At 64.8% G+C, this 15,654-nt stretch carries 17 protein-coding genes; 13 read left to right on the top strand and 4 right to left on the bottom strand.

Going from position 1 to position 15,654, the window contains the following annotated elements; genetic code table 11:
- Nucleotides 1–41 precede the first annotated feature (41 nt).
- Complete coding sequence (locus ABNU97_RS03290) at nucleotides 42–470, bottom strand: META domain-containing protein (RefSeq protein ID WP_348765326.1); 429 nt, start codon at nucleotides 468–470, stop codon at nucleotides 42–44.
- A 107-nt stretch (nucleotides 471–577) separates the two neighbouring features.
- On the opposite strand from ABNU97_RS03290, the gene ABNU97_RS03285 reads away from it, so the two are divergent.
- The 10 genes from ABNU97_RS03285 (at nucleotide 578) to ABNU97_RS03240 (ending at nucleotide 8,397) form a co-directional block, all read left to right on the top strand.
- Nucleotides 578–1,954, top strand: coding sequence for an MATE family efflux transporter (locus ABNU97_RS03285; protein WP_348765325.1), 1,377 nt, complete (start codon nucleotides 578–580; stop codon nucleotides 1,952–1,954).
- A gap of 187 nt (nucleotides 1,955–2,141) precedes the next feature.
- Complete coding sequence (locus tag ABNU97_RS03280) at nucleotides 2,142–2,429, top strand: hypothetical protein (RefSeq protein ID WP_348765324.1); 288 nt, start codon at nucleotides 2,142–2,144, stop codon at nucleotides 2,427–2,429.
- A 191-nt stretch (nucleotides 2,430–2,620) separates the two neighbouring features.
- Entirely contained in the window at nucleotides 2,621–2,968 is a 348-nt protein-coding gene (locus ABNU97_RS03275; protein ID WP_348765323.1) for a hypothetical protein, read from the top strand.
- 183 nt (nucleotides 2,969–3,151) lie between these two features.
- The gene (locus ABNU97_RS03270) at nucleotides 3,152–3,880 is read left to right on the top strand and encodes a hypothetical protein (protein WP_348765322.1); all 729 of its coding nucleotides are present in this window, start codon (nucleotides 3,152–3,154) and stop codon (nucleotides 3,878–3,880) included.
- Between the two features lie 60 nt (nucleotides 3,881–3,940).
- On the top strand, nucleotides 3,941–4,525 hold the full coding sequence (locus ABNU97_RS03265) for a VTT domain-containing protein (RefSeq protein WP_348765321.1): 585 nt from the start codon (nucleotides 3,941–3,943) through the stop codon (nucleotides 4,523–4,525).
- A 192-nt stretch (nucleotides 4,526–4,717) separates the two neighbouring features.
- On the top strand, nucleotides 4,718–5,284 hold the full coding sequence (locus ABNU97_RS03260; protein ID WP_348765345.1) for a LemA family protein: 567 nt from the start codon (nucleotides 4,718–4,720) through the stop codon (nucleotides 5,282–5,284).
- The gene (locus ABNU97_RS03255) at nucleotides 5,284–6,057 is read left to right on the top strand and encodes a TPM domain-containing protein (RefSeq protein ID WP_348765320.1); all 774 of its coding nucleotides are present in this window, start codon (nucleotides 5,284–5,286) and stop codon (nucleotides 6,055–6,057) included. The genes ABNU97_RS03260 and ABNU97_RS03255 overlap by 1 nt, the downstream gene beginning before the upstream one ends.
- A gap of 6 nt (nucleotides 6,058–6,063) precedes the next feature.
- Nucleotides 6,064–6,681 (top strand): TPM domain-containing protein, encoded by a 618-nt coding sequence (locus ABNU97_RS03250; protein WP_348765319.1) that lies wholly within the window; start codon nucleotides 6,064–6,066, stop codon nucleotides 6,679–6,681.
- Nucleotides 6,682–6,763: 82 nt separating this feature from the next.
- A complete protein-coding gene (gene purE / locus ABNU97_RS03245; RefSeq protein WP_348765318.1) occupies nucleotides 6,764–7,258 on the top strand; it encodes a 5-(carboxyamino)imidazole ribonucleotide mutase in 495 nt (164 codons plus the stop codon).
- A complete protein-coding gene (locus ABNU97_RS03240) occupies nucleotides 7,255–8,397 on the top strand; it encodes a 5-(carboxyamino)imidazole ribonucleotide synthase (protein WP_348765317.1) in 1,143 nt (380 codons plus the stop codon). Before purE ends, ABNU97_RS03240 begins: the two co-directional genes overlap by 4 nt.
- A gap of 49 nt (nucleotides 8,398–8,446) precedes the next feature.
- Here ABNU97_RS03240 and ABNU97_RS03235 read toward each other — a convergent pair whose 3' ends face one another.
- Together ABNU97_RS03235 and ABNU97_RS03230 are read right to left on the bottom strand one after the other, a co-directional pair.
- On the bottom strand, nucleotides 8,447–9,310 hold the full coding sequence (locus tag ABNU97_RS03235; RefSeq protein ID WP_348765316.1) for an N-acetylmuramoyl-L-alanine amidase: 864 nt from the start codon (nucleotides 9,308–9,310) through the stop codon (nucleotides 8,447–8,449).
- Nucleotides 9,307–9,711: a hotdog domain-containing protein gene (locus ABNU97_RS03230; RefSeq protein ID WP_348765315.1), complete on the bottom strand. Its 405-nt coding sequence runs from the start codon at nucleotides 9,709–9,711 to the stop codon at nucleotides 9,307–9,309. Before ABNU97_RS03230 ends, ABNU97_RS03235 begins: the two co-directional genes overlap by 4 nt.
- A gap of 98 nt (nucleotides 9,712–9,809) precedes the next feature.
- Between ABNU97_RS03230 and hrpA the strand changes: the two genes are divergently transcribed.
- Nucleotides 9,810–13,730 carry an ATP-dependent RNA helicase HrpA gene (gene hrpA / locus ABNU97_RS03225; RefSeq protein ID WP_348765314.1) on the top strand — a complete coding sequence of 1,307 codons (3,921 nt, stop codon included), beginning with the start codon at nucleotides 9,810–9,812 and terminating at the stop codon, nucleotides 13,728–13,730.
- 5 nt (nucleotides 13,731–13,735) lie between these two features.
- Here hrpA and ABNU97_RS03220 read toward each other — a convergent pair whose 3' ends face one another.
- Nucleotides 13,736–14,209 carry a YdcF family protein gene (locus ABNU97_RS03220; protein WP_348765313.1) on the bottom strand — a complete coding sequence of 158 codons (474 nt, stop codon included), beginning with the start codon at nucleotides 14,207–14,209 and terminating at the stop codon, nucleotides 13,736–13,738.
- Between the two features lie 226 nt (nucleotides 14,210–14,435).
- Between ABNU97_RS03220 and ABNU97_RS03215 the strand changes: the two genes are divergently transcribed.
- Together ABNU97_RS03215 and ABNU97_RS03210 are read left to right on the top strand one after the other, a co-directional pair.
- A complete protein-coding gene (locus ABNU97_RS03215; RefSeq protein ID WP_348765312.1) occupies nucleotides 14,436–14,942 on the top strand; it encodes an invasion associated locus B family protein in 507 nt (168 codons plus the stop codon).
- A 97-nt stretch (nucleotides 14,943–15,039) separates the two neighbouring features.
- Nucleotides 15,040–15,642: a hypothetical protein gene (locus ABNU97_RS03210; protein WP_348765311.1), complete on the top strand. Its 603-nt coding sequence runs from the start codon at nucleotides 15,040–15,042 to the stop codon at nucleotides 15,640–15,642.
- The last annotated feature ends 12 nt before the right edge of the window (nucleotides 15,643–15,654 follow it).

Raw genomic sequence — 15,654 nt, 5'->3', positions numbered from 1 at the left:
GTCCGTGCAGTCGATTCGATAGACAGCGTGTTCGAGACGGCTCAACGGCCGGCGCCGTCCCGTGCCAGACGGGCGACGATATGGCCCTGGGCGTCGATCAGCGCCAGGCTGTCGCCGTCGATTTCGGCGCGCTGGGTGCGTTCAAGCGCATGCGTGAAGGCCTCTTCAATGTCCATGCCCTGATTGCAGTAGCGACGGGTACTGGCCAGGGAATCAAAGCGCAGGCTGTCGTCGCTGCCGCTATAGCGGCCGTTGACCCGGTTGCAGCCGGTAAAGCCTTCGAGACGCTGATCGGCATGCAGCAACAGATAGGGCGTGCGCCGCATGGATTCGGTATCGACCGGCTGGCCGTCGAGTTGTGTCAGCTGCCATTTGGTATCGGCCAGCTGCATGAATGTCGGCGTGCCCGCACAGCCCACGAGTGCAACGACAATGAGCAGGGCCAGAACAGAAAAACGGATAGCGCGCATAAGACCTCGTGATGCAGTGTGGTATCCCGATGGTGCCTAGCCTACATCGCATGACGGCGGCATGGCGTAGAATCGCGCGGCATTCTCGCATTCGCGGATTCTTTAAGTTGAGCGATTCATCCTCCACTCGTGCCAGCAGCGGCACGCTGCGACGCCAGCTGTTCGCCCAGACCTGGCCGATGGCGATCGGCGTGATGTCGTTGTTGGGCTTTCAACTGGTCGACTCGGCGTTCGTCGCGCGTCTGGGCACCGTCCCGCTGGCCGCGCAATCATTCACGTTTCCGATCACCTTTTTGATGATCGGCGTCCAGGTCGGGCTGGGCATTGCCATCGCCGCGCTCATTTCGCGGGCGCTGGGCGCAGGCGAGCTCGAGCGTGCCCGGCGCCTGGGCAGTCTGGTGCTGTTCGGCGGGGCAGTGGTGATCGGCTTTCTTGCGATTGCGCTATGGATTTTTCACGTACCGCTGTTTCGCCAGCTCGGTGCCCAGGACGACGCACTCGAGCTCATCGGCGAGTACTGGCCGGTCCAGCTGCTGGCCAACTGGTTCGCGGCCCTGTTGTACTTCGGCTATACGCTGTTTCGCGCGCATAACAACACGCGCCTGCCGGGCCTGCTGATGGTGGCCACAAGCGGCCTGAACCTGGTGTTCGATCCGATCCTCATCTTCGGTGTTGGCGGCTGGTCGGGCCTGGGGCTGCCCGGAGCGGCCTGGGCGACCACTGCTTCGTTCACGATCGGCCTGTTGCTGCTGGGCTGGCGTCTGGCCCAGCGCGACTGGCTGAGCCTGGCCGACCTGGCGGGGGAGATGCGCCGCTCGACCGGCCCGTTTGCGGTGATCGCCGGCCCGGCCATGCTCAGTCAGCTGATGCCGGCCTTGTCGGCAATGGCGGCCACGGCGCTGATCGCTTCCCTGGGCGAGCAGGCGGTAGCGGCCTGGGGGCTGGCCAGCCGGCTGGAAACCGTATCGCTGATGCTGGTGCTGGGGCTGACCATGTCGCTGCCACCCTGGCTGGGGCATTGCTACGGGGCCGGCAACTGGCCGCGTATCCGCGCGCTGATGTCGATTGCCTTTCAGACCGTGCTGGTCTGGCAGCTGATTCTGGGCACGCTCATGGCGCTGGCCGCTCCCTGGGTGGCCGATGCGTTGTCCAGCGACGCGGGCGTACGCGACGGACTGACCTGGCTGATTCGTGCCATGCTTCCCAGCTATGCGCTGCTGGGGCTGTGCATGCTCGTAGTTTCGGCCTCCAATGCCCTGGGCTGGCCGCTGCGCGCGATGATGATCTCCTTTGCACGGCTGTTCGTTTGCTATCTGCCCTGTATTGCCCTGGGCGTATGGCTGGGCGAAAAAATGCCTTATGTCGGCCTGGGTGCGGCGCTGGGTAACGTGTTGGCGGGCAGCATGGCCTGGCTTGTCTTCCGGCAGAGCATGCGCGCGATGCCCGAACAGGCCCGGGCCCACGCAGCCGCATCGTCCTCATAGACGGCCTCGACGGCCGTATAGGCATCCGTAATCAAGATGACGTGAAAAAGGGGCGGAGAAGCTTCAAAGCGCCCTGATTTGCGGCGATCGGAAAAATGTTGCACTGCAACGATTGAAAACAGCCGAACCGGGGCAATCTTCTTCCTCAACCAATTTTTAGTTTTTCATTCATCTTTGAGGAAGACCCATGTCCACCACCCGTCGCAATCAACGCCGTAACGCATTCGTTGCCGGTATTCTGACGCTGGCCGGTTTTGCCGTGCCGGCGGTCGCCGCCGAGCAGCAGCCGAGCAGCTATCAGGACAACGTCACGCCGATGTCGGCATCGCAGAATGCGATGCTGCGCCACGGCGAAGTCGCCGATGAAGCCACGGCTTCGCCTTCGCACCAGAGCGTGCCGGCCAGCCGTAGCCAGATCGAAGTACTCGGTCTCAACCGCGTCCATCACGCGCCTGTGCGGGTGGCCAGTCACTAGACGAGAAAGAGAAAGCCCGGCCAAGGCCGGGCTTTTTTAGTTGTATCGTTTTCGTGGTCATGAAAGCCCAGCATGCTTGAAGCGGCCGATCGATTGCGCGACATTGAATAGCCCCGAGCGGTTGGGGCGAACCGGCTCGCCGAGCGGCGATACGGCATCACAACAAACCGCGCTATCCAGTAGGAGGAGAGATGTCTAACCCGATTCATACGCTGGCTCGTGTCGGCCTGGGTGTTGTACTGATGGGCTGTGCCTTCGCTCTGCCGGCGTTGGCGGCAGAACAAAGCACGACGCAGGACACAACCATGCCGGCAACCGAACACCAGGCCGAGAGCATGCGCGGCGTACCGGACGGCGCCGCCGGTACACGCACCGGCGAACAGATGCCCCAGGCCGGTGGAATGCCGGCGACCAAGGCACAGAAGGAAGAGCTCAAGGAAAACGACCACATGTCGCATGACGGGGCCGGCAAGCACAGCACGCCGGATAGGGGCGAGGGTGCCACCCAAAGCGATATGTCTGAGGGCTCGACCGATTGATCAGCCGGTTATGATCGATGTATGGATGCCCGACTCCGGTCGGGCATTTTCGTATGTGGCACTATCCGCGGCGCCCGCGGCCGCATGTTTAACGGCGTTCGGCTTTGGCGCATGCGCCCGCTCGATATCTCGTCCTGCGGGCAACCGGCGCTTTCACGATCGACTCGCCCATCCGAAAAGGCTATGAGCGCAAGCGCCCAACGTCCTGCCACCATGCACGAGCGACCCAGCGCGTTGCCGCGTCGGCACGGTACGCGCCTGCGCCACTACTGGCGTAGCCATGGCTGGGCCTGTCACGACAATATCGATATCGATCTGCTGCGCTGGGGACTGATCGAAGAGGCCGCGGACAGCGCGCTGGCCAGCTGTTTTCGGCTTACCGATGCCGGGCGCGCGGCGCTGGGCGATACGGTGGTGCACAACCGTGGTGCGCGCAGCCGCCATGCGCAGGTGGTCGACGGGGTCGCCCGCCATCTGGCCGGGCTGGGGCGGCTGGTGTTCACCGAACTGTCGGTGCATACCGTGGATTCGACCACCGACAAGGCACGCTGGGCGCCGTGCAAGCCGGACGTTTTTTCGCTCACCCGCAGCCTGCGTCCGGATCATCTGGCCCCGCAGGTGCATGAAGTCAAGGTGAAGCGCAGCGATCTGCTCGGCGAGCTGCGCTCGGCCAAGATCGAGCGCTATCGCGAACTGGCTGCCGAGGTTTACTTCGTCATCGTCGAAGGCATTGCCACGCTCGAGGAAATACCCGCCGAATACGGCGTTATCCTCTGGCGTGCCGAGCACGGTTACACCATCGCACGGGCCGCACAGCGCCATGACTACCAGCTGGAAACCCGGCACTGGATGGCGATGGCCCGGGCGCGCCCCTTCAGCGTGGACGAGGATTCGCTGCAGCTGTCTTTCTGAGCGAAAACGCATGACAAACACCTTCCCCAAGGCCGGTCGCATCACGGCGAACGACGGGCCATGAGCAGGGCACGCGCATGGGCCGATCGGCTCCTCGATTCGCCTTATGGACTGCTCTGGCTCGGGCTGTTGTCGGCCGCCGAAACCACGCTGATGCCGGTGCCCATCGAGTTGATCATGGTGCCGTACATGCTCGCCCGGCCGCAGCGGCTGTGGTCGGTGGCTGCGGTGGCGCTGGCCGGGAATATCGTCGGCTCGCTGATCGGCTATGCGGTCGGCTTTTTCCTGTTCGATACGCTCGGCCAGACCCTGCTGACATGGCTTGATGCGCAACAGGCCTACGCGCAGTTCCAGCAGACTTTTTCCGACAACGGCTTTCTGGCGATTGTAAGCATTGGCATTACGCCGGTGCCGTTTCAGGTCGCACTGCTGGCGGCCGGCATCGCCGGCTATTCGCTGCCGCTGTTCGTGGCCGCGGTGGGCCTGGCGCGCGGCCTGCGCTATTTCGGGCTGGCGCTGCTCGTGTGGCTGCTCGGCGAGCGCGCGCTGCGGCTCTGGCAACGCCATGCCCTGGCCACCGGTACGGCCCTGCTTTTGGTGATCGCGGCGTGCCTTGTCGGCATGCATCTGCTCGGCGGCGAGTGAAGCCTGACCCCCGCATGGTTGGGGATAGCGCATGCGCAATATGTCGGGCGGCCGATATTACCGCGTGCCAGAAGCGTGTCGTCCGCGCGGCGTTTGTCGTACAGTGCGCACCATAGCTGTATTGCGTTCACGGAGACCCTGTTCATGCTGGCGCTGCCCGTCATTTCCTACAAACGTTTGCCCGGTGTTCTCATGCTCGTCGCGCTGCTGGTGTCGTTGACCGGCTGCGGCGTGAACAACATTCCGACCTACGATGAACAGGTCAAGGCAGCCTGGGCGCAGGTAGAAAACCAGTACCAGCGACGCGCGGATCTCGTGCCGAACCTCGTGGAAACGGTGAAGGGCTTCGCCCAGCAGGAACGGGAAACGCTGACTGCCGTTATCGAAGCCCGTTCGAAGGCCACGTCGATCCAGGTCGACGAAGACATCCTCAACAATCCGCAGAAGCTGCAGCAGTTCCAGCAGGCCCAGGGCGAGCTCAGCAGTGCCCTGAGCCGGTTGATGGCGGTGTCCGAGCGTTATCCCGATCTGAAATCGAACCAGAACTTCCTGGCCCTGCAGTCGCAGCTGGAGGGCACGGAAAACCGTATTGCCGTGGCCCGGCGCGATTTCATTCAAGCGGTGCAGCGCTACAACACCGAGCTGCGCACCTTCCCGGGCCGGATCTGGCATTCGCTGCTGTATAGCGACATGCAGCCGCATGCCAATTTCGAGGCCACGGCCGAAAACGCGGACCAGGCGCCCCAGGTTCAGTTCTGATGCGACGCCTGCCTGCTGTCGATACGCGCGCCCGGCTGCTGCTGGCGCTTGGCCTGTGGCTATGGGTCGCGGTGGCCTGGGCGGCGCCGTCGTTTCCCGAGCTGACCGGGCGGGTGGTCGACAACGCCGACATGATCGATGCCGCTGCCGAGCAGCAGCTCACCGACATGTTGGCGGCCCACGAACAGGCCAGCGGCGAGCAGCTCGTGGTGGTGACCCTGCCGGATCTCGGCGGCGAGACGATCGACGACTACGGCTATCAGCTCGGCCGCCACTGGGGCATTGGTCAGGCCGGTGAGGACAACGGCGCGCTGTTGCTGGTCGCGAAAGACGAACGCAAGATCCGTATCGATGCGGGCTACGGCCTGGAAGGCCGGCTCACCGATGCCCAGTCGTCGGTGATCATCAACAACATCATCACCCCGGCCTTTAAACAGGGCGATTTCAGCCAGGGCATCGTCGGCGGTGCCAAGGCCATCATCCAGGTGCTGGGCGGCGATCCGCTGGCCGAGCCGGAGCGCCGCTCGCGGGGCGAATCCGGCGAGCCGTCGCTGCTGCACAGCATCGGCTTCTTCGTATTGCTGGTGGTCATTATCGCCCTGTTCGGCAGCGGCGGCGGCGGTGGCCGCGGCGGAAAACGTCGGCGCGGCATGGGCATGCCGATCCTCATGGGCGGCGGCTTTGGTGGCGGCAGCAGCGGCGGTTTCGGCGGCGGTGGTTTTTCCGGGGGCGGCGGCAGCTTCGGCGGCGGCGGCGCCTCTGGCGGTTGGTAGCGAGCAATGACCTTACTTAGTGACGACGAACGCAGGCAGGTAGCCGACGCCATTACCGCAGTCGAGCGCAATACCGACGCGGAGCTTGTGACCGTGCTCGCCGAGCGCGCCGACGATTATGCCTATATCCCACTGCTGTGGGCCGGGCTGGCGGCGCTGATTTTGCCGGGGGCACTTTTGTTCTTCACCCTGGCCCTGGATGCGCGCCTGCTGTTGTTGCTGCAATGGGGCGTATTCGTGGCGCTGGCCTTGCTGTTTCGCCTGCCGGGCGTGACCACGCGCCTGATCCCGCGCCCGATCCGGTACTGGCGGGCCGCCAACCTGGCCCGGCGTCAGTTTCTCGAACAGAATCTGCACCATACGGCGGGCGCCACCGGCATGCTGATCTTTGTCTCGGAGGCCGAGCGCTATGTCGAGATCATCGTTGATCGCGGCATTTCCGAACAGGTGCCGGACGAGCAATGGCAGGCGATTGTCGAGGCCTTCACCGCGCGCGTGCGCATCGGCGAGACGCTGACCGGGTTTACGGAATGCATCGCTGCCTGCGGCGAAAAGCTGGCCCTTGCCGTGCCGGCCACCCACGAGCGCAACGAGTTGCCCAATCATCTCGTCGTGCTCGAGTAATACTCAGGATTACGCATACGAGCCGTTTACGGCCCGAGTTGGTAGACTAGACCGCTTTTCTGCGACTCGGGCAGGGGGCGAAATGAATAACGACAAGCCGTGTGTCGGCGTGATCATGGGCAGTACGTCGGATTGGGACACCATGAAGGCGGCCCACGAGGTACTTGACGAGTTCGGCGTGGCCCATGAATGCAAGGTGGTTTCGGCGCATCGCACGCCCGACGTCATGCGCGACTACGCGCACACGGCAGAACAGCGCGGCCTGGAAGTGATCATCGCGGGCGCGGGCGGGGCCGCCCATCTGCCCGGCATGGTCGCGGCACAGACGCTGTTGCCGGTACTCGGCGTGCCGGTGAAAAGCCGTGCTCTCAACGGCCTGGATTCGCTGTTGTCGATCGTGCAGATGCCGGGCGGCGTGCCGACCGCGACCTTTGCCATCGGCACCTCCGGCGCGCGCAACGCGGCGCTGTTTGCCGTGGCCATGCTTGCCAACAGCCGCCCCGAGCTGCGCAGCGCGCTCGCAGAATTTCGCCAGAAACAGGCCGACAAGGTCGAAAACGACGAGTTGCCGCTATGAGCCGACCAATTCTTCCGGGTGCCACGGTAGGTGTGCTGGGCAGTGGCCAGCTGGGCCGCATGTTCGCGCTGGCCGCGCGCCGCATGGGCTATCGCGTGCATACCTTTTCGCCCGGCGACGACACGCCCATGGGCCAGGTGGCCGATCGCGAAGCGGTGGGCGACTACGAGGATCTGGACGCAGTCGCCGAATTCGCCAGCCGGGTCGATGTGGTGACCTTCGAGTTCGAGAACGTGCCTTTTGATGCCGCGCGCACGGCCAGCGAACACGTGCCCGTGCGCCCGCGCGGCGAAGTGCTGCATACCGCCCAGCATCGCCAGCGCGAGAAGGATTTTCTGCACGGCGCCGGCTTTCCTACCGCGCCGTTCGAACACGTGCCCGATCGCGCAACGCTGGACGCGGCGCTCGAGCGGCTGGGCACGCCGGCCGTGCTCAAGACGGCCGGTTTTGGCTATGACGGCAAGGGCCAGGCGGTGATTCATGCCCCGGAAGAGGCCGAGGCCGCCTGGCAGAGCATCGGTGCGGGCGAAGCCGTGCTGGAAGGGTTCGTCGATTTCGAACGCGAGATTTCGGTGGTGGCGGCGCGCGGCTGCGACGGCGACTTCGCCCATTACGGGGTGACCGAGAACCGCCATCGCGATCATATCCTCGATGTCTCGATTCCCGACCCGGATATCGACCCGAAGATCACCGCCAACGCGATCGAGATCGCCCACGGCGTGCTCGAAGCCCTCGACGTCGTGGGCGTGCTGTGCGTGGAGTTCTTTCTAAAACACGACGGCGAACTGGTGGTCAACGAACTTGCGCCGCGGCCGCACAACTCCGGTCATTTCAGTTTCGATGCCTGTGTAACCAGCCAGTTCGAGCAGCAGCTACGCGCGGTCTGTGCGCTGCCGCTGGGCGATACCCGGCGCCTGCGTCCCTCGGCCATGGTCAATCTGTTGGGTGATCTGTGGGACCACGGCATGCCGGACTGGCGCGCCGCGCTGGCCGATCCCGCACTCAAGCTGCATCTCTACGGCAAGTCCGAAGCACGGCCGGGGCGCAAGATGGGGCATATGACCGCCTTCGGCGACGACGGCGAAGACGCGGCCCGGCGCGTCATTGCCGCGCGCGACGCGCTGCTGGCCTCGCGCTAGGGGCGGGACGAATGGCCCAACCGCCCGGCGCGCTGCAACAGGCCGCCGATTAGCGGTATTTGTCGTTGAGCGCCCATAGCCGGGCGACGGTTTCCAGATCGGGGATACCGTCGTAGCGGTCGGGGCGAAAATGCATTTGAAACGACACCACGACCGAATGGGTGCGCTGATCGAGCACGCCGGTGGGGTCGATATCGTAGCCGTAGCGGGCCAGCGCCGACTGAATCGTGGCCATGTCGGGCATGGCATAGCGAAACCGTTCGCGATAGGCGTTGACCGTGGCCGCATCCGGCCAGGCACCGATACCGTGACGATAGAGTTGTTCCCAGGGAAAGGCCGGGCCGGGGTCGATCTTGCGCCCCGGCGAAATATCGGCATGGGCGACGACGTTTTCCGGCGCGATGTCGTAGCGGGCGATGATATCGCGGGCCAGCCGGCTCACGGCATCGATCTGGTCGCCGTCGAATCCGCGCCAGACCTTGCCACTGGGGGTATCGACCGGACCGGGATTGACGATCTCGATACCGATCGAGCTGTCGTTGAGATGGCGACGCCCGCCCCAGGCGCTGGTGCCGGCATGCCAGGCGCGCGCTGTTTCGTCGACCAGCTGATAGACCACCGGATCGCCGCCGCGCCGGGGCGGGTGGTCGCCGACCACGTAATGCGAACTCACCGAGGGCCCGGTCAGCACCTGAAGCGCCCGGGTCTCGTCGCCACCGGTATAGTGCATGACCAGAAAGCGCACGCGCTGGTTGTAGGCCTGTGCCGGCTGCGCCTGGTCGGCCCAGTAACCGTTACGCTGCTTGAGCGTGGCGGGGGTACAGCCGGCAATCGCGACCGCCAGGCCGAACAACAGCAGCAGCCGGCCCGAGGCGCGCCCGGGCCGGCAGGAATCGAGTACGGGAGCTATCATTCGTCTTCTTCGCCCTCGGCAAAGCGATCCTTGATATAGGTCACTTCGGTCTTGCCATGCGGTTTCGGGCGGCCGTCGTCGCCCATGCTCACGAACACGATTTCGTCGATACGCAGGATGCTGCGGCGGGTGATCTTGTTGCGCACTTCGCAGCGCATGGTTAGCGACGTGGTACCAAAACGGGTGGCCGCGATGCCCAGTTCGATGATGTCGCCCTGGCGTGCGCTGGACACGAAATTGATTTCGGACATGTACTTGGTGACGATATGGTGATGATCGAGCTGAATGATCGCGTAGATCGCGGCTTCTTCATCGATCCAGCGCAGCAGGCTGCCGCCGAACAGGGTGCCGTTGGGATTGAGGTCTTCGGGCTTGATCCATTTGCGCGTATGGAAATTCATGTCTTGCCGGCCGGTGCGTTGAAAAGCGCAGGCTAACCGATGCATCAGTTCGCGGCTATCCATGGTTCGCGTGGTTACCGTCGAATCGAGGAGCAACATTGACCGTAAACGCTCACACCGAGGCCGTGCTGGCCGACGTGCAAACACGCGATCGACACCGGCTCACCCGGGGCTGGCATCAGGCGCGCGATGCCGAGGCCAGAGCGCGTATGGCAGAGCGGATCGAAACGAGCGCGGCCGTGACCCATGCACGCACGCAGGCCCGTGGCGAGGTGGAACTGGCCGAGGGGCTGCCGGTGACCGCCCGCGCCGACGAAATACGCGCCGCGCTCGAACGGCATCAGGTCGTGGTGGTCTGCGGTGAAACCGGCTCCGGCAAGACCACGCAGCTGCCCAAGATTCTCATGCAGGCCGGTTTTGGCGCCCGTGGTCTGATCGGCCATACCCAGCCGCGGCGGCTGGCCGCACGCAGCGTGGGCCAGCGTATCGCCGAAGAGTTGGCCACGCCGTTTGGCGAGCTGGTCGGGTTTCAGACCCGCTTCGAGAAGAAACTCTCGGAGGCCACCCAGATCAAGCTGATGACGGACGGCATTCTGCTGGCCGAGACTGCGCGTGATCGCTTTCTCAACGCCTACGAGGCCATCGTCATCGACGAGGCCCACGAGCGCACGCTCAACGTCGATTTTCTGCTCGGCTATCTCAAGCAGCTGCTGCCAAAACGGCCCGATCTGAAGGTGGTGGTGACCTCGGCCACGATCGACCCGGACCGGTTTGCCCGTTTCTTCGACGACGCGCCGGTGATCAACGTGGAAGGGCGTGGCTATCCGGTCACCGTGCGCTATCGCCCGCCCGAGGAAAACGACGACGATCTGCCCCAGGCGGTAGAGGCCGGCATACGCGAGTTGTGGCGGCCAGGCGAGGGGACCGGCGCGGGCGATATTCTGGTCTTCCTGCCCGGCGAGCGCGATATCCGCGACTGCGAGCGCCATCTGTCCAAGGCCTTCGCAGGCGACAAGTTCAACGCCGAAATCGTGCCGCTCTATGCGCGGCTGACGCGCAGCGCCCAGAACCGTATCTTCTCGGCGAGCAACGGCCGCCGGGTGGTGTTGTCGACCAACGTCGCCGAAACCTCGTTGACCGTGCCCGGTATTCGCTACGTGATCGACAGCGGACTGGCACGTATCAGCCGTTATTCCACCTCGGCCAAGGTACAACGCCTGCCTATCGAGCCGGTGTCCCAGGCCAGCTGCAACCAGCGCGCCGGGCGCTGTGGTCGTGTCGCGCCGGGTATCTGTATCCGCCTGTTCGACGAAGACGATTACGCAAACCGGCCCGCCTTCACCGACCCGGAAATCCGGCGTACCAATCTGGCCAGCGTGCTGCTGACCATGGCCGACCTCAAGCTCGGCGAGATTGAGGACTTTCCCTTCATCGACCCGCCCGAGCGGCGCTATATCAACGACGGGCGCAACCTGCTCACCCAGCTCCAGGCGATGGACAACAAGCGCATCACCGCCCTCGGGCGCCAACTCGCGCGCCTGCCGCTGGATCCACGTATCGGGCGTATGCTCATCGCCGGCCAGGCCATGGGCGTGGCCACCGCCATGCGCATGCTGGCGGCCGGGCTGACCATTCAGGACCCGCGTGAACGCCCGCCGGCCATGCGCGAGGCCGCCGACCAGGCCCAGCGGGAATTCGCGGACGTACGCTCGGACTTCGTCAGCCTGTTGAAGCTCTGGGACGCGTTTGCCCAGGCACGGCGCGAACACAGCGGCAATCAGCTGCGAAAGTGGTGTCGCGAGCGCTTCATCAACTTCATGCGCATGCGCGAATGGGAGGATCTGGCTCGCCAGCTGCGGCGTATCGGTGCCGATCTGGGCATCAGCAACGACCCGGCCCAGGGCCGCCTCGCGGAGGTGGATTTCGTCGGGCTGCACCAGGCGCTGCTACCGGGGCTGCTCGATCACGTCGGCCAGCTCGAGGAAAAAGGCGAGTACCAGGGCACGCGCGGACGCAAGTTCCGGATATTTCCGGGCTCGGGGCTGGCCAAGAAGAACCCGAAATGGATGGTGGCCGGCGAGCTCATCGAAACCAGTCGTCTGTTCGCGCATACCGTGGCCGGCGTCGATCCGAAATGGATCGAAAAGGCCGCAGACCATCTCGTGACGCGGGAACACTACGAGCCGCACTGGGAAAAACGCCGCGGCCAGGTGGCTGCCCGCGAGCGGGTGAAGCTGTTCGGGCTCACGCTCGCCGACGGGCGCAAGGTGGATTTCGGCCGCATGGACCCGGTCGTGGCCCGCGAGATCTTCATCCGCGATGGCCTGGTGGCCTTTGCCGTGGTCGATTCGCGCGGCCGGGTGCCGGAGTTTCTGCAATACAACCAGCTCATCGTCGAGGATATCGCGGCCCAGGAAGCCCGTTTTAGACGGCGCGATCTGCTCGTTGACGAAACCACCCAGGCGCGCTTCTACGACGAACGCCTGCCCGCCGACGTGCGCGACCAGAAAACGCTGCAGAAATGGCTCAAGCAGAACGACGACAGCGTGCTGCGCTTCGATGAGGACCAGCTGCTGCGCCATGCCGGGGTCGACCTGCCGGCCGATGCCTATCCCGAAAGCATGCGCCTGGGCGATCTGCCGGTGGCCCTCGACTATGCCTTCGAGCCGGGGACCGAAAAAGACGGCGTGACCGCGCGCGTGCCGCTGGCCGCGCTCAAGCAGATGCCGCCCGAGCGTGCGGAGTGGCTTGTACCGGGTCTGCTGGAAGAGAAATACCGCGAATACCTCAAGGCCTTGCCCAAACGCCTGCGTCGGGCGGTGGTGCCGGTGCCGGACTTCGCCCGCGCCGCCGCCGAGCGCGCCGAGTTCGGCCAGGGCGATCCGCTGGATGCGCTGCGTGAGGCCATTCATGCGATGACCGGGCTGCACATCCCGGCCGACGCCTGGGACGACTTCACCCCGAGTCCGCATCTCAAGCTGCGCTTCGAGATCGTCGACGACGACGGCGAGGTCGTGGCCACCGGTCGCGATCTGGAAAAACTCAGCCGTGACTTGGGCGATCGCGCCCGCGCCGCGGTGGCCCAGGCCAGCGATGACGCACTGCGTGAAACCGGCCTGACCGCCTGGCCCGAACAGGATCTGGCCGACAGCGTCGAACTCAAACACGCCGGCGTGCGCGTACAGGCCATGCCGACGCTGGTTGATCGCGGTGATTCGGTGGACCTCGAACTGCTCGACGACCCCCAGGCCGCGGCCGTCCAGCATCGCCACGGTGTGATTCGGCTCGCGCGTTTGGCCGTGGCCAAGCAGTGCCGGCTGATCAAGCGCGACCTACCCCAGTTCAAGAGCTTTGCGGTCATGCGCTTCGTCGACGCGCCGACGAGCGCGCTGGCCGATCGCGAACGCCAGCGCGTGCTCGCCCTCGATAGCGAACCGCTGCTGCTGGCCGACCTGGTGAACGCGCTGATCGATACGCATATCGATACGCCGGTTCGCGACGCGGAGACGTTCGAGGCCTGTGTCGCCACGCTGCGCGCGAACCTGATGGCCGATGCGGTGACGCTGTGGGACGATCTCAAACCGGCGCTGACCCGCCTGGCGGCCGTCAACAAACGGCTGTCCAAGAATATCGGCCTCGACTGGATGGCCGCTATCGACGACATCCGCGACCAGCTCGCGCACCTGGTCTATGCCGGTTTTATCGGCGAGCACGGCTATTCGCATAGCCTGGCGCGCAATCTGGATCGCTACCTAGCCGCCATCGAACAACGCCTGGACAAGCTCGCCCGAGACGGCGCGGCGGCGGACAAGCAGCGCATGCGCGAAATCCTGCCGTACTGGCAGGCCTACAAGCAGCGTGCGGAACGCGCGCGCGCCAAGTCGCAGGACGTCCAGCCGCTGCGCGACTTGCGCTGGATGATCGAAGAGTACCGGGTACAGGTGTTCGCCCAGCCCCTGGGCACGGCCATGAAGGTGTCGGCCAAACGCTTGGACGCGGCGCTGGCCGAATTGCGCTAGCGGGTTTACCACCAGGCGGCGCGGCCGAGCAGCTGGTAGGCGAACAGCTTCATCGCTTCGCTGCGTCGGCGCTGGGCGGTCAGCGGCACCGGTGCGGGCGCGGAGCAGATCTCGGGCTGGCGACATTGGGCACGGGCGGTAAGATAGGCACGGTAGCTGTGATGCTGGTCGGTGACGATTACCAGTCGCGCGGCCTCGCGCACGCCCGGCAGCGCGCAGCTGTTGGCCAGGTTTTCATAGGTCGAGCGCGCCGCGCGTTCCACGATCACATCCTTCTGTGCCACGCCCAGGCGCACCGCCTCCCGGGCGAGCCGTACCGCCGAGTCGCCGCCGTGGCCGGCGCCGGAGAACACGATCCGGTCGACCTGCTTGGCCTCGTAGAGGCCGACCGCGCGTTTGGTGCGGCGATAGTCGGGCCCGCCGCTGAGCACGATCGCGGTCGTGTCCCCGTGTTGGGTCGCGGCACAGGGGGCCGGCACCGTGCCGATCCAGACATAGTCCAGCGTCGCCCGGGCGACGAGTGTTAGCAGCAGCGCCGCGATCAGGGTCAGGCCGATTTGTCCGGCACGGGGAATGGCGATAGCGGGTCCTCCTGTTCAAATATCGCCACGCTTGCGGCTCGATTGGCGCCGAACGTGTAGGTATGCCACGGCTGTCGTATTGTCTAGTAAAGTATGGGTAAATACATACTTCGGGCCACTCGTTATGTCTTCACGTCTTGCTCTGCCGTTGCGCGCTGTCCTGCTGATGGTTGCGATGCTTTGTGTATCCACCGCTGCCTTTGCCCAGGATGGCGGCAAGGTCGAAAGCTTCCAGGATTGGGAGGTGCGCTGTCCGGAGCAGGGCGACGGGGCCTGTGAGATGACCCAGCTGGTCAACAGCCCGGATAACGGCAAGCCGATCCTGCGCGTAGTCATGGGTTATCCGCCGGAAGTCGATAGCGCGGCCATGGTATTCATCCTGCCGCTGGGTACGCGGCTGGCGCCGGGCGTGCAGTTCCAGGTCGATGGCGATCAGCCGCGCCGGTTTCCCTTTCAGATCTGCCTGGAACAGGGCTGTCGTGCCGATTTTCCGGTGGACGATGCGCTGCGCAACAAGCTGCGTAGCGGTAGCCGGGCCACGGTCAGCCTGATCGGCCCGCGTGGCGATCGCATCGATCTGAAGGTGTCGCTGCAGGGCTTTACCAACGCGGACAACCGTATTCGCAAGTAGCGCGCGCCGGCGCACGCGATGTATGCGCCATCGGCCGGGCACGTCGCCGGGCCGACGGTGAGCAGGGCTGGCAGGAAAAAACAACAAAGGTAACGATATGGCCGAGGCACCCAAACCCAGCCCCGAGTTGCGAACGGAATATTCCTACGAGGATTTCGGCCGCGATTTCTTCGAACACGCGGTCACCGTCGAACGGGTCGAACAGGCGTTGGCCAATCTCACCGGCAATGCCGTGGACTTCGGCCCGCGCCAGGTCGGGCCGGCAGGGTTGGCGACCATCCAGGCCGAGGGCAGTATCCGCGAGCCGTCGGTTCTGCGCCGCGAGGGCGAGTTGATCGAGTTCGACCTGACGATTCCAATCGACCTCGACCTGACCGTGCGCCTGGCCGCCCACGACCATCGCTTCGAAACCCGGCTGCGCGCGCAGCTGAAGCTCACGGCGCGGGCGAAGCAGCCGCTGCATATCTTCATCGACATACCGGCGCCGACCGAGAACGATATCGATGTGGAGGTGAATGCCCAGGGGCTGCGGGCTTCGGTACTCGACGTGGTGGCCGATATCGAAGGCGAGCTCAAGCGCCATGTCGCGAAGTACGTCGGCAAACAGATCGAGAAACCCGAGATTCGGCGCATGCGCGATATCGACGTACGGCGACGCCTGGAAAACGACGCGCCGGACCAGTCGACCGAGGGCGGGTAAGCCGCGAATATC

It is taken from the genome of uncultured Salinisphaera sp., assembly GCF_964012375.1.
Lineage (GTDB): Bacteria > Pseudomonadota > Gammaproteobacteria > Nevskiales > Salinisphaeraceae > Salinisphaera.
This window is presented reverse-complemented; position numbering and strand designations above follow the sequence as displayed.